17 protein-coding genes and 1 other RNA gene are annotated in these 21,879 nt (G+C 44.8%); 5 read left to right on the top strand and 13 right to left on the bottom strand.

Annotated elements, in window-relative coordinates:
- Positions 1–43: 43 nt before the first annotated feature.
- The 3 genes from C3Y98_RS06720 to C3Y98_RS06730 all read right to left on the bottom strand — a co-directional run bounded on the left by C3Y98_RS06720 (position 44) and on the right by C3Y98_RS06730 (position 7,410).
- Positions 44–5,026 (bottom strand): tetratricopeptide repeat protein, encoded by a 4,983-nt coding sequence (locus tag C3Y98_RS06720; RefSeq protein WP_135277463.1) that lies wholly within the window; start codon positions 5,024–5,026, stop codon positions 44–46.
- 200 nt (positions 5,027–5,226) lie between these two features.
- The gene (locus tag C3Y98_RS06725; RefSeq protein ID WP_167759906.1) at positions 5,227–5,874 is read right to left on the bottom strand and encodes a response regulator; all 648 of its coding nucleotides are present in this window, start codon (positions 5,872–5,874) and stop codon (positions 5,227–5,229) included.
- Positions 5,875–5,910: 36 nt separating this feature from the next.
- Positions 5,911–7,410: a sensor histidine kinase gene (locus tag C3Y98_RS06730; RefSeq protein WP_135277467.1), complete on the bottom strand. Its 1,500-nt coding sequence runs from the start codon at positions 7,408–7,410 to the stop codon at positions 5,911–5,913.
- 253 nt (positions 7,411–7,663) lie between these two features.
- Between C3Y98_RS06730 and C3Y98_RS06735 the strand changes: the two genes are divergently transcribed.
- The 5 genes from C3Y98_RS06735 (at position 7,664) to recR (ending at position 11,633) form a co-directional block, all read left to right on the top strand.
- Positions 7,664–8,734, top strand: coding sequence for an HD-GYP domain-containing protein (locus tag C3Y98_RS06735; protein ID WP_135277469.1), 1,071 nt, complete (start codon positions 7,664–7,666; stop codon positions 8,732–8,734).
- A gap of 102 nt (positions 8,735–8,836) precedes the next feature.
- Positions 8,837–8,933: signal recognition particle sRNA small type (gene ffs / locus C3Y98_RS06740), an RNA gene on the top strand.
- Positions 8,934–9,023: 90 nt separating this feature from the next.
- Positions 9,024–10,679 carry a DNA polymerase III subunit gamma/tau gene (gene dnaX / locus C3Y98_RS06745; RefSeq protein ID WP_135277471.1) on the top strand — a complete coding sequence of 552 codons (1,656 nt, stop codon included), beginning with the start codon at positions 9,024–9,026 and terminating at the stop codon, positions 10,677–10,679.
- Positions 10,680–10,698: 19 nt separating this feature from the next.
- Positions 10,699–11,007: a YbaB/EbfC family nucleoid-associated protein gene (locus tag C3Y98_RS06750; protein ID WP_015831850.1), complete on the top strand. Its 309-nt coding sequence runs from the start codon at positions 10,699–10,701 to the stop codon at positions 11,005–11,007.
- Positions 11,008–11,030: 23 nt separating this feature from the next.
- The gene (gene recR / locus C3Y98_RS06755) at positions 11,031–11,633 is read left to right on the top strand and encodes a recombination mediator RecR (protein ID WP_135277473.1); all 603 of its coding nucleotides are present in this window, start codon (positions 11,031–11,033) and stop codon (positions 11,631–11,633) included.
- A gap of 165 nt (positions 11,634–11,798) precedes the next feature.
- Here the strand turns inward: recR and C3Y98_RS06760 are convergent, their stop codons facing one another.
- The 10 genes from C3Y98_RS06760 to C3Y98_RS06805 form a co-directional block, all read right to left on the bottom strand.
- The gene (locus C3Y98_RS06760; protein WP_135277475.1) at positions 11,799–12,461 is read right to left on the bottom strand and encodes an HAD family hydrolase; all 663 of its coding nucleotides are present in this window, start codon (positions 12,459–12,461) and stop codon (positions 11,799–11,801) included.
- Between the two features lie 2 nt (positions 12,462–12,463).
- Complete coding sequence (gene ubiG / locus C3Y98_RS06765) at positions 12,464–13,192, bottom strand: bifunctional 2-polyprenyl-6-hydroxyphenol methylase/3-demethylubiquinol 3-O-methyltransferase UbiG (protein ID WP_135277477.1); 729 nt, start codon at positions 13,190–13,192, stop codon at positions 12,464–12,466.
- Positions 13,159–14,511 (bottom strand): TRZ/ATZ family hydrolase, encoded by a 1,353-nt coding sequence (locus tag C3Y98_RS06770; RefSeq protein ID WP_135277479.1) that lies wholly within the window; start codon positions 14,509–14,511, stop codon positions 13,159–13,161. Before C3Y98_RS06770 ends, ubiG begins: the two co-directional genes overlap by 34 nt.
- Before the next feature lie 59 nt (positions 14,512–14,570).
- The gene (locus tag C3Y98_RS06775; protein ID WP_135277481.1) at positions 14,571–15,668 is read right to left on the bottom strand and encodes an OmpA family protein; all 1,098 of its coding nucleotides are present in this window, start codon (positions 15,666–15,668) and stop codon (positions 14,571–14,573) included.
- A 125-nt stretch (positions 15,669–15,793) separates the two neighbouring features.
- Positions 15,794–16,480 carry a (5-formylfuran-3-yl)methyl phosphate synthase gene (locus C3Y98_RS06780; RefSeq protein ID WP_135277483.1) on the bottom strand — a complete coding sequence of 229 codons (687 nt, stop codon included), beginning with the start codon at positions 16,478–16,480 and terminating at the stop codon, positions 15,794–15,796.
- Between the two features lie 53 nt (positions 16,481–16,533).
- Positions 16,534–17,109, bottom strand: a complete 576-nt coding sequence (locus C3Y98_RS06785) for a DUF447 domain-containing protein (protein ID WP_135277485.1) — start codon at positions 17,107–17,109, stop codon at positions 16,534–16,536.
- Positions 17,110–17,170: 61 nt separating this feature from the next.
- Entirely contained in the window at positions 17,171–18,586 is a 1,416-nt protein-coding gene (locus C3Y98_RS06790) for a DUF6513 domain-containing protein (protein ID WP_135277487.1), read from the bottom strand.
- A 1-nt stretch (position 18,587) separates the two neighbouring features.
- A complete protein-coding gene (locus tag C3Y98_RS06795; protein ID WP_135277489.1) occupies positions 18,588–19,145 on the bottom strand; it encodes a flavoprotein in 558 nt (185 codons plus the stop codon).
- A gap of 160 nt (positions 19,146–19,305) precedes the next feature.
- Positions 19,306–20,637 (bottom strand): adenylosuccinate synthase, encoded by a 1,332-nt coding sequence (locus C3Y98_RS06800; RefSeq protein WP_135277491.1) that lies wholly within the window; start codon positions 20,635–20,637, stop codon positions 19,306–19,308.
- A gap of 71 nt (positions 20,638–20,708) precedes the next feature.
- The gene (locus tag C3Y98_RS06805; RefSeq protein WP_135277493.1) at positions 20,709–21,872 is read right to left on the bottom strand and encodes an ATP phosphoribosyltransferase regulatory subunit; all 1,164 of its coding nucleotides are present in this window, start codon (positions 21,870–21,872) and stop codon (positions 20,709–20,711) included.
- Between the last annotated feature and the right edge of the window lie 7 nt (positions 21,873–21,879).

Raw genomic sequence — 21,879 nt, forward strand, 5'->3', positions numbered from 1 at the left:
ACACATTGTCACTGAATATAAATCAATTAAAAAAGACCGCTAGTTAAGTCGCATCGCAAAGCTGTATTAGCTTTTTCTTAAAGGTATCACTAGAGCAATTTGATACATAAAACTGTCTGGATTGCTGGGAGAACTTCGCGTGCTCTGCCATGACTGTCCTTAAACCCACGGTAAGTGTGTTTAGCGTGGACCACATTAAACCAATTTGTGCTTCTGCACCTACATACAGATAGCGAGGTGCATCCACTGGAACATAAGCAAGTAAGGGATATGCGGCAGCGGATGCTTCTAAGTTGGACTTCCCACCAGGAGTTGGTGCCGAGCCCAAGAAAATATGCGCATCAATCGCCAGCAAACTCTCCCACAAGGATGGTACGTTACCCATGTATACAAATAACGCAGGGTCTATCGATGCCTGCACTAAACTATCCTGAATCAACTGCACCTGCTCAGCTGAAAGCTCACCAAAGTGGTAATGCTTGCCTCCACATGTGGTTAATGACGCTCGAATAATGCTACTCAAACTAAGGTCACCAGTCATCGTAAACTTGCCAGCAGAACCAGCGGTGACAGTAGAAAATTGTTGAATCGGATAATCAAACGTCTTGGCACCTAAATCATGGGAAGATGTCGGCAATAAAGTGACTGATTTACTCAAGTCTTGCGCACACAATTTAGCCATAGGCTCAAACAAATCGACATGATTAAAGTGCGAGACTGTATTACCTAATGCCGGGTTATGGTCTGCATGGTGCACAAAATAATACGTGGTATCTATTGTTTTTTGACATGCCGCGATCGCTACTGCATCTTCATGATGCGTCAGAATAAATACATTTTTGGCGCAAGTATTGATAAAGGCCGCTAGCCTTCTGGCTTTATCTAAATAAGCCTCGCTAGGCAAAATTAATACTGGACAGTTAAATAGCGATGCTACTTTTTCAAATAAATGTTTTTTTGCAAAACGATCATATATGTCGGTGATGATTAGAATTGGGTTCTCTACAGACGATAAAATCTCTTGTATGACTTTGGTATGACCTCCATAGTCGTAAACCTCTGATGCAATCACGACATTTGCCAGCTTATGCTCTCTAGCTATGACATCACCGAGCTCAAAATTTATGGTTTCCAATACACTGTCAAAATACGGTGTAAAAACTTTAGTACCAATAAACTCTGGCTGTAATTTGATGGCACTGATGGACTTATAAATGAGCGATAGAATTTCGTTATGCTGATTGCCACTGAGCAATGCATTTATGGTGGGTTCGAATGCAGAAAAATCTAAATGTGGGGAAATACTGCTTTTAGACGCCGCCGCGTTAATTGCTTTGATATTAGCACTCAACATTTCCATCAGGTAGCGCTTAATGGCTTCATTTGAGCATAAAGAGTCGGTTACAGCGGGCGGTGCTTGGGCATCAATTTGCGCCAAGAATTCTTCAGCAATCACTTGTGCGGTTTGCGCAGTTAAACCAAACTTCTGCCCCAGCTCCAATGCCTCCAACACCGTTGCTACATCTGCAGATTGCATAAGTGCATCAATATAAGTCACCCAATACTGCTCAGCCTCTGGTTTAGATTGGACGGCATTTTCAAGTAGCGGTAATGCTGCATTAACGCCATGCAGGTTAAACACTACGATTCCTAGGCGGTAGTTAGCTTCCGGGTTGTCAGGCTGGATATTCAACACCTCTTGATAAAGAGTCGCGGCCTGCTCCAACTGACCGTCAGCTTCGTGCTGCTGAGCCATCTGCATCACGCCGTTCATTGCATCATGTAGCGCCTGCTGCTGAGGCGTATTGCTTTCCCACTTATTAAAATATAGCTGGCACTTCTGTGCCCAATGTGGCGAACCAAATGCGCCTTTACTCTGATGCGTTAACTTGATTGCCCATGTGCCCAAGCTTAACCCAGCATCTCTGGCACTGCGGCAAAAGTCTATATCGTATAGATGAAAGTCAAACTGCGGATCAAACCTCACTTGCGCAGCATTGAGTGTCGATTTCCTTACGGCAAGAAATACACCGTCTAGCAACTCACACGCGGCGGGCACTTCTCCATAAAACTTATCTTCACCAAAAGCATGTGGACCATGCCACACCGTGCCGCTTAAATACTCAGGCTCATCCCAAGTGAGGGCTGTATCGATAAATAACCAAGCTGGCTGATTGGGCAATCTACGCTTGTTACCCGCCACCCCAATCACATCAAAACTTGCCAGTCCGGCATTCAGCGTATCGACAAAGTTTGCTTCATCCACCCACACATCATCATGCACAAATACCAGAATAGCCCGATGATCTGCCTGCTCGATCGCTTGGTTAAATATGGTAGAAAGCCCCTGCGTATTATTAAAAGCTACGTTCGCAGTGATGCCGCTATCTTGTTTTAAATGCCGATGCAACGATAGACCAAGCGCTGACTTGTGCCAAAAATCCTCTTCCGAATAGCGAGTAGCGCTGATAATTTGCACATAACGCTCCTGCTGGACTGGAGTTTCCGGTGTTTGAGGCACAGCACTATCACAGCCAGTTTTACCGATATGTGCATGCCACATTTCCAGCATTGCAGTCTCCATGTTCATGGCAAAGCGCTCTGCATCAAACAAAGGCGAGGCAAGTACTTGTGCTCTAAGCCCTGCTCTTAAATCAGACAGGCGATTCAAGTCACTGCAATGTGCTAATGCTTTATTCAGATACGCGCCTTTAGTGTCTGTCACCCAATCAGCAAGACCCGCGGCTGTGAGCATACTAGCGCCTTGCCTTGCAATTAGGCTATCACCGGCCAGTGTCAAGGTAGGCACACCCATCCATAGCGCCTCACAAGTGGTAGTGCCACCTGGGTACGGGAATGTATCCAAAATCAGATCAACATCGTGGTGCGAAACAAAGTAAGCCTCACGCGATACCGACCCCAGTAACGTCAGCCTCTCTGCGCCAACGCCTAACTGGGCAAACTTGGCGACCATATTAGCCACCACATCTGCATCCCCAAATGACTTACACTGCCAGCGCAGTCTGGAACTAGGTATCGCACGCATCACCTCAGCCCATAACGCCAAAACTTCATCACCTGCTTTGGCTAGGGTCTGAAAGCTGGCAAAAGTAATATAACCGCGTGTGAGTGCGGGCAAAGCCGAGACTTCTACCGCTACATGCGGTGCTGTAAAACACAATCTGGTATCAGGCACATATTTTATTTCTTCAGTAAAATGCGTTTGATGAGCTGGTGGCACGCCAACTTCATCGGCAATAAAATAATCTATCGCCTTCATTCCTGTCGTCGCAAAGTAACCAAGCCAACTAACTTGAATCGGCGCGGGCTTCCAGGCAAGTATCTGCAGGCGATTACCTGAGGTATGCCCTGAAAGGTCAAATAAAATATCGATACCATCCTCATGAATCAGCTCAGCCGCAGCCTGATCTGTCATGCCAACTAACGATTTCCAATACGCAAAATTTGGTTTAAGGCGGCCGGTAAACGCATCCTCACGAATATCAGTCAAATAAGCAGTAAGCTCAAATTTGGAGAAATCAATATTTCGGACCCAATGCTCCAAGAAGTAGGCTACTGGATGCTGACGCAAATCGCCAGACATCAAGCCTATACGTAAGCGTTTGGCTTGGGGATTGGTATGCCAAGCGGTGAACACCTGCTCTACCTTACCGGTAACCACCCGATCAAACTCCACCGCTTGTTGCAAGCGGTACTCCGCACTATGGTGCCCCGAATAATTCATGGCGAACAATAAATTACTTCTGGCTTTATTGGATGAAGGGTCATATTTAAGTGCTTCAAAGCACTCTTGTTCAGCTTCATCTAGGCGGCCTTGCGCAATGTAATTGGTGCACAAATTGATATGCGCATTCACATACTCTGGCAAGATTTCAATCGCTTTAATTAGCGATGCCTCCGCCTTTTTAATTTGCCCAAGTGCAGCTAGCGTTAATCCTAAATTACTGTAAAGCAAGGCTTCGTCGGGGTGAAGCGCGATGGCCTGACCAAAAGCTAGCTCAGCCTCTTGGTACCTCTCCATGCGATGCAAAGCTAAGCCTAAATTGTTATATGCCAGCCAATAATCTGGAGCCAACTCGATGGCTCGGCGATAACATACCTCTGCTTCAGAGAAAAAACCTTGCTCCGCTTTTGCCAAACCAAGGTCAACGTGCACGTCTTTACGTGTTGGATCAATAGACAATGCTTGAATAAAGTATGGAATAGACTCAGGCACTCGGCCCAGCGTCCTTAAAAACACCGCCATTTTGACGTATGCATCAACCGACTGAGGGTGTGCCTGGATTGCCGCATGTATGCAAGCCTCTGCTTCAGCAAGCCGTCCATCGGCATGCAACAAGTCTGCCAAGTTGCTATACGCTTCAAACTCGGCGCCAATTGCAATTGCCTGATTAAAGCCATCTTCTGCATCTTGCAGTTGCCCTAGAGCCTTAGCTACGGCAGCTAAACCAATATGCGCAGAAACAAAATTGGGCTCTATTGCTAATGCTTTTTCGTAATACTCTTTTGCCTCAGCAAAGTGGCCTAGCTCGTAGAGTACATGCGCTAAGTTATCAAAAATCCAAATATTATTAGCATCAAAACGCAAGGCATTTTTATAGCTTAGTTCAGCCTGCTCTAATAACTCTTGTTTTTTAAATGCATTACCTAGGTTGTAATGTGCTTGGGCAAAACTAGGGTTGAACTGAATTGCCTTTTGGTAACAAGCAATCGCCGCATCTAACTGCTGCTGATCGTAAAAGCAATTACCCAGATTGTATTGCGCCTCATAGTCATCCGCTAAAAACAGCACTGCATTTTTTAATGCCTGCAGTGCTAAATCTATCGCCCCTTGCGCTTGATAGATAGCGCCCAGCACCTTCCAAACAAAACCATGTTTAGGATATTGCTTAACCATGGATAAGGCTAAGGCCAGTGCTTCAGGGAGTTTTCTTTGATTAAACAACGCGAGTAAAGCGTTCATTTCATCTAAAGCAGGATTTGTATTATTTTTAGTTTTAACCATTACCCTATTTCAGCCATAGTTTTAACGAGCAAATAGCAATATAACATGTGATTACCGCTAATTTTAGATAATGACATTATTCTGAAACTACTACACGTTTGATACCCGAAACAAATATACAAAAGCAGCTTACTTTGACTCATTTTAGATTAGCTTGGCACAACCCACACCACCAATTCAAGCCAATTCACAAGCTAGCCTTAGCTAACAAGATTATGCTTAAAAGCATAATGTGTTAGCTCGGCATTGTGCTTGAGCTGCATTTTTTCCAGCAAGCGTGCACGATACATGCTGACTGTTTTCACTGAAAGAGAAAGCTTGTTGGCAACATCCGTCACAGACAAACCAGAAGCAATCATGATAAAGGTCTGGTACTCACGATCGGAGAGCAATTCATGCGGCGCTTTTTGATCATCTCGGCCTATCTGGTTTGCTAAAATTTCCGCCACCTCAGGGGTGATATACTTTTTCCCTCTTGCTACGGTCTGGATTGCATTCACCAATTCTGATGAAGCACTTTGCTTGCATAAATAGCCGGCAGCTCCAGATTTTAGCGCGCGAATTGCGTACTCATCTTCTCTATGCATAGAAAGCATCAGCACGGCAATATGGCTATTCTCACGCTTGATATACTTAAGCGCCTCCATGCCACTTCTATCTGGCAGCGAAATATCCAGCAATAACACATCCGCATCAGGCTGCGAGCCTAACTTAATGGCTTCGTTTGCATTTTGCGCCTCTGCAATCACCAATATATCCTCGGTTTCAGACAGAATTTGCTTGAGGCCTGCCCTTAAAATGGCATGATCATCTGCGATAATGACTTTTATTTTAGGTTTTTTACTCATCACTCACACCATCATTTTCTTCTCTGAACAGCAACCCTACTCTATTGGCAGAGTGACCGCAACAACCGTACCTTGATCGGCCAATTGGTCAATATCAAAGCTACCGTATAAAGCGGCAACTCGCTCCTGCATACCCCTTAGACCAAAAGAATTAGGCTTATAGGTATCAGCAGTATTAATACCAATACCATTATCACTAATTTTCATGATTATTTCACCATAATGTAAATTCAAATCCACCTGCACCGAGGTTGCATTGGCATGCTTAGCAATATTGGACATCGACTCCTGGCAAATTCTAAATAAAGTAATGGCCTGATCCGGCGTCACCACAATATCGGCCTGATTCGTAGTAAAAGTACAGGATATACCTACCTGTTTTTCAAACTCTTTTGCCTGCCACTCAAGTGCCGCCACAATACCTAAATCTAATATATTCGGTCTTAAATCACTCGATATTTTATGTATGGCCTCAAATGTATTGTCTACAATTGATTCTAAACCTTTTGCTTGTTCGGCAGATACGGGCAAGCCAGTAGCCAAGCGATTGATAATAGACGTTAAGCCAATTTTAATTGCGGTTAAATTTCCACCCAAATCATCGTGAATTTCTCGCGCGATCCTCGTGCGCTCTAACTCCTTGATTTGGTTCATATGCGCAGTTAATTGGGCTAACTCATGGCGAGACTCCTGCAGTTCAAGCTTTTCATTCTTACTTTGGGTGATATTAATCATAATGCCAACCCACTGAATCACACCATCATTCAGCACTTTAGGAATTGCACGCAGGTTAACCCACTTATTATCCTGCCAATCATTAATCCATACCCTTCCCTCCCAATCCAGCTGGGTGAGCGCATCGGCAGAGTGGACCAAGCGCTTTCTTAGTGAAGCTTTGTCTCTGGGATTCATCATCGCAAAAAACAGCTTTGACTCCTGCATCAGGTCGGCGGCATTAAACCCTAACAACGCTTTGCAGCCCTCACTGAGGTAGGTAAAAACAATATCGCCACGCGGATCAAGCTGCAACTGAAACACCAAACCCGGTGTATTGGAGATAATCGCCTCTACCCTAGACTCACTATCCATCAGCACCTGATTGAAAGTATGCGCACAATCATGGCAATCGCTGCTTGAAATGGGTGAGAGGTCACTTTTAATCAACAACAAAAAGGTGCCCTGTTCTGAGGAAATAATCTTAACGCACAATTGCTCATGGCTGATGCGCCCGATTACCGGGGCTAGATCTTGCATTAAGCGTAAAAACCTAGTCTCACTGCCATGTGCATGCAAATGCCCTTTTAACGTGGCTTGGGATACACCTAGCACATCGGATAATGGCAGTTTTTGCAAGCCAGCCAGATCAAAACCTGTGTTACTTAGTGCACTTGCATTTGCGTACACCAACTTCAAATCAGCGGCATCGAGCAAGTAAATTTCATCTGCAACCGCGTGCAGCAACTCATTCAATAACAGCGAACTTTCATTTAAAAAAGACGGCAGTGCGGTAAGAGGCTGGTTAACTGAAACAGTCATTTGATTAAACCTTATCTTTTCAATAAGTTATATAAATACAGCATCATAACAATCGCCTGCAACAGACGAATCCATTATACATTTAAGTGCTCGTGCAAAAGGATTAATCCCTTCCCGAACCTGCCGCCACTCAAGCCCAGCTTTAATTTTCACATAAATGGCACTTATTCAAAATAGTACCAATTTAGTGTTCTACCAACCCTATTTTAAGACATAATTGCAGAGTGCTTTAATCAATGGCTAATGAAAGAACATGCGCATATTATTAATTGACAACACCGAACTCAATATCACTTTACTGAAGCATCTTATTAAAAAGATCCCAGAGTATGAGGCGATAGCATTTACCAACCCGGTAAAAGCTTTGCTATGGTGTAGAGATTATGAGCCAGATTTGGTTGTAGTAGATTATGCCATGCGTGAGATGGACGGCATTCAATTCACCCAGCAATTCAGAGGCTTTGTTAACTACGAAGACATTCCCGTACTGATGGTGACCGCTAGTAATGACACCTCTGTTCGCCAAAAAGCGCTTGGCAGCGGTGTCACCGACTTTTTGAATAAGCCTTTAGACAATATTGAATTCATTACTCGCGCCAGAAACATGCTGGCATTACGCCAAAACCAAAAAAAACTAATTGACCGTGCAGCATGGTTAACAGACGAAATACGCAAAGCAACCAGAAAAATTAAAGACCAAGAACGCGAAACCATATTCTGTCTGGCAAAGGCGGTGGAGTATCGCAATCCGGAAACAGGCGCCCATATTCAGCGCATGGCACATTACTCTAAGCATATCGCACATGCGCTTGGACTATCAGTACAAGAACAGGAACTACTGCTTGAGGCTGCACCCATGCACGATATTGGAAAAGTGGGTATTCCTGATGCTATTCTACTTAAGCCAGGCCGCCTCACTCCGGCGGAGTTTGCAGTGATGCAACGTCATGCAGAAATTGGCTATGAGTTACTTAGCGCAAGCAGTTCCCCGTTACTGCAAGTTGCAGCCGAAATCGCACTTACTCATCATGAAAAATATGATGGTAACGGCTACCCGCATGGTTTATCTGGTGAAAACATTCCGCTATTTGGCCGCATTGTTGCAGTGGCAGACGTGTTTGATGCACTGACCTCGGAGCGACCCTACAAAAAGGCGTGGTCTATTGAAGAAGCCTGCCAACTACTGCGAGATGGGAGTGGTAAACACTTTGACCCAGCATGCGTAGAAGCTTTCTTAAGTGACTTTGGCGAAGTCATCGCCATCAAAAATGCATTCTTGGATGAGTCTAACGAAGAAGAAAATGTTGTGCAATTCGAGGCTTAGGTAATTAAGCTGCAATCGTTATCAGCACAAAATCCTCACAAGCCTTACAAATATCAACAAAGCACTAACGTAAATCCGGCAAAGTATTGTAAAATTACGTCCGGCGGGCCTCCCCGCATTGTGAAGTAGCCAACCTGGTCAGGTGCGGAAGCAAGCAGCCACAACTATTAAGCAAGTGCCGGGGTAAAGGCTCGCCTCTTCTTTTCTTTAGCTAAAGCACATTTTAAAAGCCAAAGAACCTCCTAATAATTTAAAGACGAAAATACAATTTTCAGCTAAAGTTTAGGTTATGTCATATCAAGTGCTAGCGCGTAAATGGCGCCCAAAATCGTTTGAAACGTTGGTCGGTCAAGATCACGTCGTACGTGCGCTCACTAATGCCCTTGAACAAAATCGCCTACACCATGCTTACTTGTTTACCGGCACACGCGGTGTTGGCAAAACCACACTGGCACGTATACTGGCAAAATCACTCAATTGCGAAACTGGCATCACCGCAAAGCCGTGTGGCGTTTGCAATGCCTGTACTGAAATTGATAAAGGCCGCTTTGTAGATTTGATTGAAGTGGATGCGGCAAGTAACACGCAGGTAGATGCCATGCGTGATTTACTGGATAACGCACAATACGCACCGACTGCTGGCCGCTTTAAAGTTTACATCATCGATGAAGTGCACATGCTGTCAAAAAGTGCATTTAATGCCATGCTAAAAACGCTGGAAGAACCGCCAGCGCATGTCAAATTTATCCTCGCCACTACAGATCCGCAAAAAGTACCAGTAACCGTATTATCACGCTGCCTACAGTTTAACTTGCGCCAAATGGCTGGCACCTCGATTACCAGCCACCTGCAAAATATCCTAACCCAAGAAAACATTGCATTTGAACCAACTGCACTGCACTTAATCTCACGCGCGGCGGCTGGCAGTATGCGTGACGCACTATCGCTTACCGATCAAGCCATTGCCTACGGCGGCCAAACTGTGCATGAGTCAGAAGTGCGCGCAATGCTGGGCGCTATTGATCAAAGCTACTTATACCAATTATTGGATGCACTACTTGCCAATGACGGCAACAGCCTGATTAATCAAGCTAAGGCAATGGAAGAGCGCAGCATATCATTTGACGCCGCCTTGAATGATTTTGCGCAACTGCTGCACCAGATTGCTGTCGCACAGACAGTACCTGAAAGTGTTGCGAACGACCTGCCAGAGCGTGAGGCCTTAATAAATCTGGCACAAAGAATTCAGCCCGAAACCTTGCAGCTGTATTATCAAATCGCCTTACTAGGACGCCGTGACATAGGCTTAGCACCAGACGAGTTTGCCGGTTTCACTATGAGCCTATTACGCATGCTCGCATTTACTCCAAGCGAAAATAGCGCCCAAAAAGCCAAAACAACAAATCCAGTCAACAATGTACGCCCTATAGCGTCGACTGCGCCCGCTGAAACACCAAAACCTGAAGCCGTTACTGTGGCTGAAGCAGTACCAGTTGCCAGCATTGCGGTGGATACTACTGACTCGGCGCCTATTACAGATACAACAGATAGCCCCCGCACAGGTAGTACTAGCTTTAATGGAAACTGGCGTGCATTAGTGGATGCACTAAAACTTGGGCTTGCCAGGGAGTTAGCCAAGCACTGCGAGTTGGTTGCGTATGACGCAGATAGCATTTCGCTCAGCGTGCCTGAGAGTCAAAAACACCTAGTCTCCGCTAATTATCAAGAAAAGTTAACAACAGCAATTACGCAGCACTTTGATAGAAAAATTAGATTGCAATTTAGCATTGGCGGCACAGGTAACACTCCTGCCAAACAAATTTCTCAAGAAAAAGCACAAGCTCAAGCCAACGCAGAAAACGCAATTGAAGAAGATAGCTTTGTACAAGCGTTGATTGATGACTTCGGTGCGACAATTATTCCGAATAGTATCAAACCAATTTAATCAAATTAAGGAGAACAATATGATGAAAGGTGGCATGGGTAATTTAATGAAACAAGCCCAGCAAATGCAAGCTAACATGCAAAAAGCGCAAGAAGAGCTTGCCAATATTGACGTTGAAGGTATTGCGGCCAACGGTTTGGTTAAAGTACAAATGTCTTGTAAAAATGAAGTAAAACGCGTCACTTTAGATGACAGCGTGATGGATGACAAAGAAACCTTAGAGGATTTATTGGTCATCGCACTAAAAGATGCAACAGCAAAAGCTGAAGCCACTTCATCTGCGCGCCTATCAAGCTTTATGCCTGCTGGCATGAAACTGCCATTCTAAATTAAGCCCAGTTTAATATTGTAATGAAAAACCCGCCTGCGCTTGAACAACTCATTGATAGCCTACGTTGTTTACCAGGCGTGGGGCCAAAGTCGGCGCAGCGCATGGCCTACTATCTACTACAGCGCGACAGACAAGGGGCGAGTGGTCTGGCGTTATCCCTAAACAATGCGCTACAAGTCGTTGACCATTGCAAGCTATGCAACACATTTAGTGAACAAGCCATCTGCCCATTGTGTGAATCAGCACAACGCGACAAAACTGTGCTGTGTGTAGTGGAAATGCCAACCGACCTGATTATGCTTGAGAACACACGTGCTTACACTGGCATGTATTTTGTGTTAATGGGTAGGCTATCTCCGCTCGATGGGATCGGCCCTAAAGAAATTCATCTAGATAAACTCATTAAGCGTGCCAATGATGGCATTGTCACAGAAGTTATCCTCGCAACCAATTACACGGTGGAAGGCGACGCAACCGCCCACTACATTAGTGAACTGCTACGAGCCCGCGGCATTAAAGTGAGCCGTATCGCACGTGGCATGCCGATGGGTGGCGAAATTGAATACGTTGATACGGGAACGCTTGCACAAGCGATGCTGGAGCGCAGAAGCGTATTTAAATAAGCTCCCTGCCGCTCAGTGTAACTGTTAAGACAATTAAAAATTCAGGCTCATCTCATCACAGCCATCCAAATCAGCTCCTACTCTAAACTAAGTTACACCTCACCTGTTATCACTGGCGCCTCGCTTATACAAGCGAGGCCAATAAAACCAACATGTTCAACTAAATCAGCAAGTTGCCGAGAGCTTAAGGTTAACAAACGCCAGCAGGTCTAAAGGTGCTTGTATGGTTTGGTCTGCGCCCCACGCCTCTGGCTGGTCCGTTTCAGACAAATATCCATACAAAGCCACTACAGTTTGCATGCCTGCAGCTTTACCAGCTTGGATATCACGTTCTGCATCACCTACATACCAACACTGTTGCGGGCTCACACCTGCCTGCTTACAAGCCATTAATAAAGTATCAGGATACGGTTTAGGGCGTGCGGCATCATCACCGCTCACCACACATGCAGCACGCGCTAACAGCCCAATGCTTTGCATCAGAGGCTGCGTGAAGCGTCGCGGTTTATTGGTGACTACGCCCCAAGGTATATTATTTGCTTCTAACGTTACTAGCAATTCAGAGATACCATCAAACAAAACTGGTTTTCGCGTTAATACTTGGTCATAGATAGCGAGATATTCGTCACGCATATCGGCAAACGCATCATCTGCATCGCTTAAATTAAATCCAATGGCTAGCAGACCTTTGGACCCATGCGAGGCGTAAGGCCTGATTACCTCTAGCGGCAGTTCAGCAAGGCCGTGTCGCACGCGTTGCAGGTTAAGCGCATAGCCAAGGTCATGTGCGGTATCAACTAAGGTACCGTCTAAATCAAATAACATCATGATTAATAATCACTCAGTTCGGTGTGTAAAAGATAATTCACAGAAACATCATCGCTTAGCGAATAAAGCTGTGTCAGTGGCTGGTAACTCATGCCGCGCATGCCAGAAACATTCAATCCGGATTGACGCACCCAGGTGGAAAGCTCAGATGGCTTAATAAACTTTGCGTAATCGTGTGTGCCTTTAGGCAACATATTTAAAATATATTCAGCACCCAGCACAGCAAACAAATAAGCTTTAGGATTACGGTTAATGGTTGAGAAAAACACAGAGCCACCAGGTTTGACCAGACGCGCACATGCCGCCACAATCGATGCAGGGTCAGGCACATGCTCCAGCATTTCCATACAGGTCACCACATCAAAACTTGCAGGCTGCTCTAGCGCTAACTGCTCTACAGAAATGAGCTCGTAGTTTACCTTTGCTCCACTTTCTAGCTGATGTAATTTCGCAACATTAAGTGCCTGCTCACCCAAATCAATCCCGGTCACATCTGCACCCTTAAAATACATAGATTCAGACAAAATACCACCACCGCAACCTACATCCAGCACACGCTTACCGCCTAAGCTGACTAAGTTGTCAATATAGTTTAAACGTAATGGGTTAATCTCATGCAGCGGTTTAAATTCACTATTTTTATCCCACCACTTATGCGCAAGTTCGCCAAATTTTTGCAACTCCAGCACATCTGCGTTTAATGTTTGTATTGTCTTAGCTTCGGTTGCCATATTTGGATAATTTCCTTTAACTCTAATGGTTCTATATTTGCAAAAGTACCATGACTGTAACGCAGTTCACCTGCAACCCAAGTGTGGGTTACATGCTCTCGACCGCAGCTATACACTAAGTGTGAAACTGGGTCATAACAAGGGGATATAGCAAAGTCACTCAACTTCACAGCCACCAAGTCTGCTTGTTTTCCTATTTCGATACTACCAATCTTGTGATCTAGCCCCATCGCCTTGGCTGCATTAATCGTCGCCATTTTCAACGCCTGATACGCAGGTAATGCCGTAGCATCTTCACTAGCTCCCTTGCACAGCAAGGCGGCAAGGCGCATTTCACTAAACATATCTAAACGGTTGTTACTCGCTGCACCATCCGTACCTATGCATACATTGACATTATTTTTCAATAAAGCATGGACTGGTGCGATGCCGCTGCCCAATTTCAAATTAGAGGCAGGACAATGCGCAATATGGCACCCATACTCAGCCAGCATATCAATTTCATGCGGTAGTAAATGTACGCCATGTGCGGCAATAAAACCTGGCCCTAATAAACCAAGCTCAGCAACTCTTTGTATTGGTCTTACACCATAAGTTGCTTCACTCTGGCTAATCTCATCACGTGTTTCATGCAAATGCGTATGGATACCTAAACCCAACTGGTCTGCGTAAGTCAGTACTTTTTCAAAAGTAGAATTAGAGATTGTATATGGTGCATGTGGTGCCAGTGCTGAGCTTATTAACGGATTGCCGCGCCAGCTATCATGCGCTTCAAACCCTTTTTGCAAATAATCATCGGCATCAACCGCATAATTGGTTGGAAATTCCAGTACGGTCAGGCCAATATGTGCACGAATGCCAGTTTTATTGGCAGCCATCGCAGTTGCCTGCGGATAAAAGTACATATCATTAAAACAAGTTGTACCGCCACTTAACATCTCAGCACAGGCGAGCAAAGAAGCATCCTCTACATAGCGCTCATTCACAATCGCGCGCTCTGCCGGCCAAATATGAGCGTTAAGCCAAACCATCAAAGGCTGGTCATCTGCAATTCCCCGCATCAATGTCATTGCAGCATGCGTATGCGCATTAATCAAGCCAGGTATTAACACATGCTCATCGGCTATAAGAACCTCAGTCGCCGCATACTTTATACGTGCTTGGTCTGTTGGCAACACATCAACAATCAGCTGATGATCAATCACCACTGAGTAGAACTCATGCAAAGTATTATTTGCGTCGGCAGGGACAACCCAGCGTGCTTCAATCACTAACTCAACATGGGTGACTTGCGTCGGCAACTGATCAGATTTTGTCATAGAAGCTTATTTTACCAATAAAAAAGCCCCGCTAGCGGGGCTTTTTACAATCAAGGAAATTATTTGCAACCTTTTTCCATTGAACGTGTAGCTTCGATCTCAACACGACGATTTGGTGCTAGGCACTCGATTAATGCTTTACGGCCTTTTACGCCATCGCAACTAACCACTGGTACTAACTCACCTTTACCTACAGCAACTAAACGGTCAGCTTCAATACCTTGGCTAATCAAGTAATCACGCACTTGGTTAGCACGTTTTTCTGATAGTTTTTGGTTGTAAGCTTCGCTACCAAGTTTGTCTGTATGACCAGTTACTTTTACGCTTGCGAAAATTTTGTTTTCTTTCATTTTCGGCACTACTTCGTTATCAAGAACGCTAGTGTCTTTCAACTTAGCTTCATCAAACGCAAACAATTTAGAAGCTTCAATTGTGATTGTTTCGTATTGTGGCACGCATGCTGCTGGTGCCGGAGCTGGTTCTGGAGCTGGTGCAACAGCTGCTGGTGCTACTGGTGCTGGCTCAGGCTCAACTGCAGCTACTGGCATTGGAGCTGGTGCGCCAAAACGGAAAATACCACCTAGGCTTAACAATGTATTACCGATTGTGTCAGTTTCACTAGCTGTAGTTACGCCATCGCTCACTTTAACTGATGCACGGCTCCATTGATGGCGCAAGTCAGCTTGTAAACCGAATGTATCGTTAAATAGGTATTGTGCACCTAAGCCAACGTTAGCTAACCATGAAGTTTTTTTACCATCAACATCTAGAGTAGCATGTGTGTAATCAACATCATTACGTGCTACGCCTAAACCTGCTAGTAAGAATGGACGGAATTTATCACGGCTGAACATGTATAGCGCGTCAACGCCTAGTGTTGTTTGTTTGTAACGGCCACCTACACCAGCAATGCCAGTGTCTTCACTTGCACGGTTGTAACCTAAGCCACCTTGAATATCCCAGTGCTCAGACAACTCTTTACCAAGTTTCAGAAATGCGCCGCCGCCGTTGTTAGCTTCTAGATCACTGTCTGTGTCCATATAGCTAACACCTGGTACTGCATACCAAGCACCACGGTACATATCTTCTGCAGTTGCTGATAACGCTGCTAAACCTAGCGTAGCTGCTACAGCGAAAGTTAACATGTTCTTTTTCATTCTTATTACTCCTTGTTAATGAATCTTTATGCCGCCAATAATACGCATATACATAAGGTAAAGCAACTCATAACATCATGTAGATATTGGCGAATAGCTGCTTTTGTTGCAGAATTACAACAAACTTACAGCATTGTGCGAATTGCTTTTATTTTAGTTGCATCTAAACTTAATTTGCGTTGATTTGACTCGCTAACGCCTCCCCTAAAACCAATATAAGTTGGGTTATAGACGCTTACTTTTTCTATATGCTGTATGTTGAGTGAACCTGCCAAACCAAAGGCCATTTCATGGCCTTTAACGCGCGCTGCAAACAAAGTCATTTGCTCGTGCGTGTAATAGTCCATAAACGTGCCCCCATTTTTTTGGGCAGTATCTAGCATCAAGCCATAAAAACCTGCAGCTTTAATGTCATCAATCAAGTGTTCTGGATATGCTAGCTCAGCAAATAGCACTGCTATTAACTTAACGCCATGTTGGGTGATAGGCTTCAGCGCATCTAAACACGACTGGTAGTCTTCTGATTGAAAAAAACCGATTTTGACAAAATCAACTTTTGTATTAGCAATCGTCAACACCTGCTTTGCAATTAGATCAGCTTGCATTGGTAAATCACCAATAGTTGCACTGGTATATTGCTCAGGGCCAGCCCGATTGATAATGACAAAATTTACCACATCTTGAATAGTATTGACGGGTAGCGCGCCGAGCGCACCCTGATGAGGATCTTTTAAATCAATTAAATCTGCACCGTGCGTCAAGGCAATCTGCGCCTCATTAACATCTGTAACGCTAATCAATAATTGTGTCATGCGAATACAACGCTCAAGCCAATATAGTCCATAAATTAAGTCGAACGCCCCAGCTAAGCCAGGTTTTCAAAGTTAAGTGCAGCTTTGTGATTTTCTACCATCTCAATCAGCCAACCCCAAGCCTCTAGTTCTCGGGGGCCAGCTGTTTTATCGATTGCAATCGTCAGATAGTCTATTTCCTGGCAGATTTTTTCTAATGGTAGTCTTTTCAAACGGCTCACCAAAACCGCTAGTTCAATCACTGCCGCCTGCGCCCGATTAAACCCCTGAAATGGCTGATGCTGTGCTTCATGCACAATTTCTAAAAAAAGCTGTGGACGCACATCGTCATCCTCAAACTTAACCAGCTTCAGCTCTTTATGCGCCAACACTTCAGTTAATCTAAACCCTTTGATTTTAGTTGCTGGCGTCAGATTCGCAACAGGCTTTGCAGCTAACGCTGCAGCAAATATCCGTACATCGTCAGTTAAATTCACGACAGCATGACCCGTAGCCAATATATTGGCCAAGGTGGTGGATGGCTTAAATGGGGCAATCACGACCAAACCATCTTGCATACGTATGCCAAAGGGTGTGACATGCGCAACACCTTCCGCATCTATAGAACTAACTATGGTTTCATAAATCATGCATTCGCTTTCATTTCATGGGAGAGCTTTCACTTCCCCCTATAACAACTCACTTAAAAATTTACTGCGCGTCTTTTTTTGCGCGTTTTTCTTTGATAGAGGCTTCACGATGTGCCGTTTTACCACCAACATCAGTGCGCTTAGTACTCACACCCCATTCCAGTTCCTGGTCTTGCGCGTAACGCTTGCCAAGCTGCCATGCGATTTGTGCGCGAGCCAGTTCCACCCCTAAATAAAACGCATGGGAAGCATCATCGTCTACTTTTAAATGTGGATACAGCACAAAGGGGTCAAGGGCCTCATAGATGCCATCTCGATTGTATACATGCAAACCTTGCTCACTAACCTGAATACGAAAGCTTGGATCTTTAATTTGTGATGCTATTTCATTAATTTCTTCAGCGCTGTAGGTAAATGGCCGTTTATCATGCAGGCCTAACAAGCCATTACTATAGCCACGTGGCAAACGCTCATCTCGTTTAGCTGCAAACATAGTGCGTCTGGCGATATCCGCCTCGGCAATGGCATTCACTGCATGGGTACTGACCGAGGTAGCCAATACGGCGTTGATATTAAGCTCGCTAATCATGCCAAACAACAGCGCATTGATGCCTGTAGTATCTGCATCGGTAAGCTCAGTTAGATTGCCAATCCCCATCATAATTTCGATATCAGGGTATTTTTTACGCAAGCGATGATAACGCACGATGGAGTCGGTCAACCCAAAATGGATGGGATCCAAAATTGCATCAGCCAAAAAAGGCTTACCTAACTTAATACAGCCTTCAATCGCACGATATAGCGAAGGCAAGCTATGCGGTTTTGCCGGAATTAGTACGGGAGTAGAGGCCACCTCCTGTGCAATCCAAAGCGTTTTCTCAGTAAGGCTTAACAGATAGTCAGCGCCTGCATGTCCTGCAGCGAGCAAGTCATCCGTATTCAAAGAGTCCACACTCACACTTAACCCTTGCTGTTTAAGCGCTTGAATGCTTTCTGCCAAGTGTGGAAAAGGTACAGCAGGCAAACAACCAAGATCAATCACATTGGCGCCTTGTGCTTGATACTGCAGGGCTTTGTTCAGAATGCCTTCTACACTTAGATACGGCGCATCTACGATTTCTGCAAATATTTTAACTTGATATTGGCTTAAATCAGGCGCAACCCCCTGATGCCCGAAGTATTGCGGCAAATCCTTTAAGTCTGCAGGACCACGCTCCACAGGCACGCCATATTTGGCTTCTAGCATGGTTAAATCACCTTGGCATAAACCGGGCACAATAACTTTATCTGCATCGCCTGTTTCTTTTACTCTGCGCGCAATTAGATCTGGCGTCATCAATGCCGCAACTGAAACCCCAATCTGCTCCACACGGTACTTAAAGGGCTGTGTTTTAGGGTTACTTTGCACTTCACTTAGTACTTTGTTCAAACTTTTTTCGGCAAGCTTACCCGTTAAAAAAAGTAGATTTTTTGTCATACTAGTCGGTATTTTTTAGCAACTGCAAATGCTGCTGGATGCAGCTACTTAAGCTGTCCATATCTTCTACGACGCTGGTCATCTCAAATGACTTAAGTTTGGCAATATTTTCTAAGTCAATCTTACGCGGATAAACTTTAACCATATTGTCGCGAGGCGCTTCAGACTCCAGCTCTGGCGCGGTATCACATGCAAATACGATACTAGGCACGCGTGTTTTTCCAGCCTGTGCATATAAATTAGTCACCAGGCTGTCAGAGAAACCATAGGCCATTTTAGCAATAGTGTTTGAAGTTGCCGGAGCGATCACCAGACTGTGGTATTTACCTTTATAGAACATACCCACTGGTACACTGCTAGCTGTTTTATCTTGATAAACACGATGTCCCGCAGCATTTAGTGCTTGCTGAAAACCGTACTGCTGAATGATTTCTGCGCCGGCGCTACTTAGAAAAATATCAACATTTTCTAATGTATTCAGAATCTCAATAGATTCACGTAAATAATGGCCAGAGCCTGTAATTGCCCATGCCAAACGTTGATTTTTTTTATCTATCATTTTCAACCAAACTTGTACTAAAAAACACACCTAAGCCACTAAACGCCTGGCCCAGCGCCACACCTGAAACACAAGGTTTAGCTCTAGGCATGACAGTATTGAATAGCGCATATGCTTGGCGCTAGCTACCTTTAATGCTTACGGATTAAAGCAATGATGATTAAGCAAAAGGATGCTCAATCACGATAGTTTCATCACGTTCTGGGCCTGTAGAAACGATAGCAATAGGCACGCCGCATAAGGCTTCTAAGCGTTTTAAGTAGTTTTGTGCATTTTTAGGCAGGCCATCCCACGTTTTTACGCCAAACGTAGTTTCAGACCAACCAGGTACAGTTTCATAAATAGGTTTACATCCAGCCACGTCGTCGGCACCGATAGGTAGCAAATCGATTTTTTTGCCATCAAGCTCATAACCTGTACAAATATTAAGCTCTTTAATGCCGTCCAACACGTCTAACTTGGTGATACACAAACCGGTTAGGCCGTTAATCATGGCAGAGCGACGCAATGCTGCTGCATCGAACCAGCCACAACGACGCTTACGCTTGGTCACGGTACCAATTTCTTGACCTTTGTTCGACATCTGATAACCAGGTAAACCTTGTGTTTCAATATCTAACTCGCTAGGGAATGGGCCGCCACCTACGCGCGTTGTGTAAGCTTTAGTAATGCCTAATACATAGTGCAGCATATTAGCGCCCACACCTGTACCAGCCGAAGCCTGTCCTGCGATACAGTTGCTTGAGGTCACGTACGGATAAGTACCATGGTCGATATCCAGCAAAGTGCCTTGCGCGCCTTCAAACAACAAATTCTCACCTTTAGCATTAGCTGCATAAATTTCTGCAGAAACGTCTGCAATCATCGGCTTCAATGAGATGGCCTGCTGCATGCTCGCATCGAATTGCTGATTAAAATCTACAGGTTTAGCATCAAGATAGTTTGTTAACACAAAGTTATGATAATCCATGACTTCACGTAATTTTTCTGAAAAACGTTCAGGATAGAACAAGTCGTAAACACGCAGCGCACGGCGCGCAACTTTATCTTCATAAGTTGGCCCTATGCCTTTACCTGTAGTGCCGATTTTTTTCTCTGCGCTGCGTTTTGCTTCACGTGCCACATCTACCGCCACATGGTGGCTCATAATTAATGGGCAGCCAGGGCTGACTTTAAGACGATTACTTACTTCCAGACCATCTTTTTCTAAAGCGGCAATTTCTTTAAGCAAATGCCCAGCATCTAACACTACGCCATTACCAATATAGCAATTAACGCCAGCACGTACGATACCAGAAGGTACAAGATTGAGTTTGTAAACTCGTTGCGCATCACCCTGACCAACCACTAACGTGTGACCAGCATTGTGACCGCCCTGAAAACGGACCACACCTTGCGCATGATCGGTTAACCAATCAACAATTTTACCTTTGCCTTCATCGCCCCATTGCGTACCAATGACGACCACATTTTTTGCTGCTTTATTTGCCATAACGTTTACTTTAATTAAATATTAATTTTTTAGAGTAGTGATTTTGCCTAAAGCAAAATCACATGCAATTTTTAGTTTCTTACTACATCAACAACATGCCAGCCAGAGTTGTAATGCTCTAGCTTCTGATTACAATTGAGCTCATTTAAATCTGCATCGGCGTCATCCAAGGCTTCAATCACCACACGGCCTTCGTTGCGCAGGCTTGTAATTTTAGTTGCGAGCGCTGGGTCTGCTGACACTGGCGCATAAATAGCCATATTGGATTGTGCTGGAGGTAAGGCACTGACTACACCGCGCAAATCTAGGCTAAAACCTGTGGCTGGACGTGCACGTCCGAAAGATTGCCCGACCTCATCGTAACGCCCACCTAAAGCAAGCGGCCCTTTGTAACCTTTTGCATACGCGGCAAATACAATACCACTATGATAATGGTAGCCACGTAATTCGCTTAAATCGAAGCTAACGGTGGCACCTAATTGGTCAATCGCATGGCTTACTTGCTGCAAACTATCTAATGCTTTTTTAATCGCAGGCGTAGCTGGCAGTACTTGGAATGCTTTAGCCAAAATAGACTTGTCACCATTAAGCTCCGTTAAATGTAACAATGCTTCACGCGTTGTGTGATCCAGCGCCTTAGTAAGTGCCGCTACCGCAGGCTGGTCTTTGCTTTGCAAAGCTGCATATAAATCCTGTTCTAACTGGGCATCAATCTGGCTTGATTCAATCAAACTGCCAAACACATTGACGTGACTAAAATCCAGATGAATTTCATCAATGCCTATGGCTTGCAACGCTTTAATCAATAAACGTTGAATCTCAATATCACTTTCGATACCGGCGTGACCATATAGCTCAGCGCCAATTTGCAAAGGCTCACGCGTCAGCGCAAGGCCATCAGGCTTAGTACGTAACACACTGCCCGCATAGCATAAGCGCGTCACACCTTGATGATTCAATAAGTGCGCGTCAATTCTGGCGGCCTGCGGGGTCATATCCGCACGCACCCCCATCAGTCGCCCAGTAAGCTGGTCTACCACTTTAAATGTAGCCAAATCCAAATCATGCCCCGCACCGGTGATGAGCGACTCCATGTACTCCAGCATTGGTGGAATCACATACTGATAACCATGCACTTTAAACAGGTCTAGCAATTTACGACGCAATATTTCAATTCGTAAAGCCTCAGCAGGTAACACATCTTCAATATATTCGGGTAACAACCAATTACGCATATTTATC

It is taken from the genome of Methylotenera oryzisoli, assembly GCF_004661485.1.
GTDB classification, from domain to species: Bacteria; Pseudomonadota; Gammaproteobacteria; order Burkholderiales; family Methylophilaceae; genus Methylotenera; species Methylotenera oryzisoli.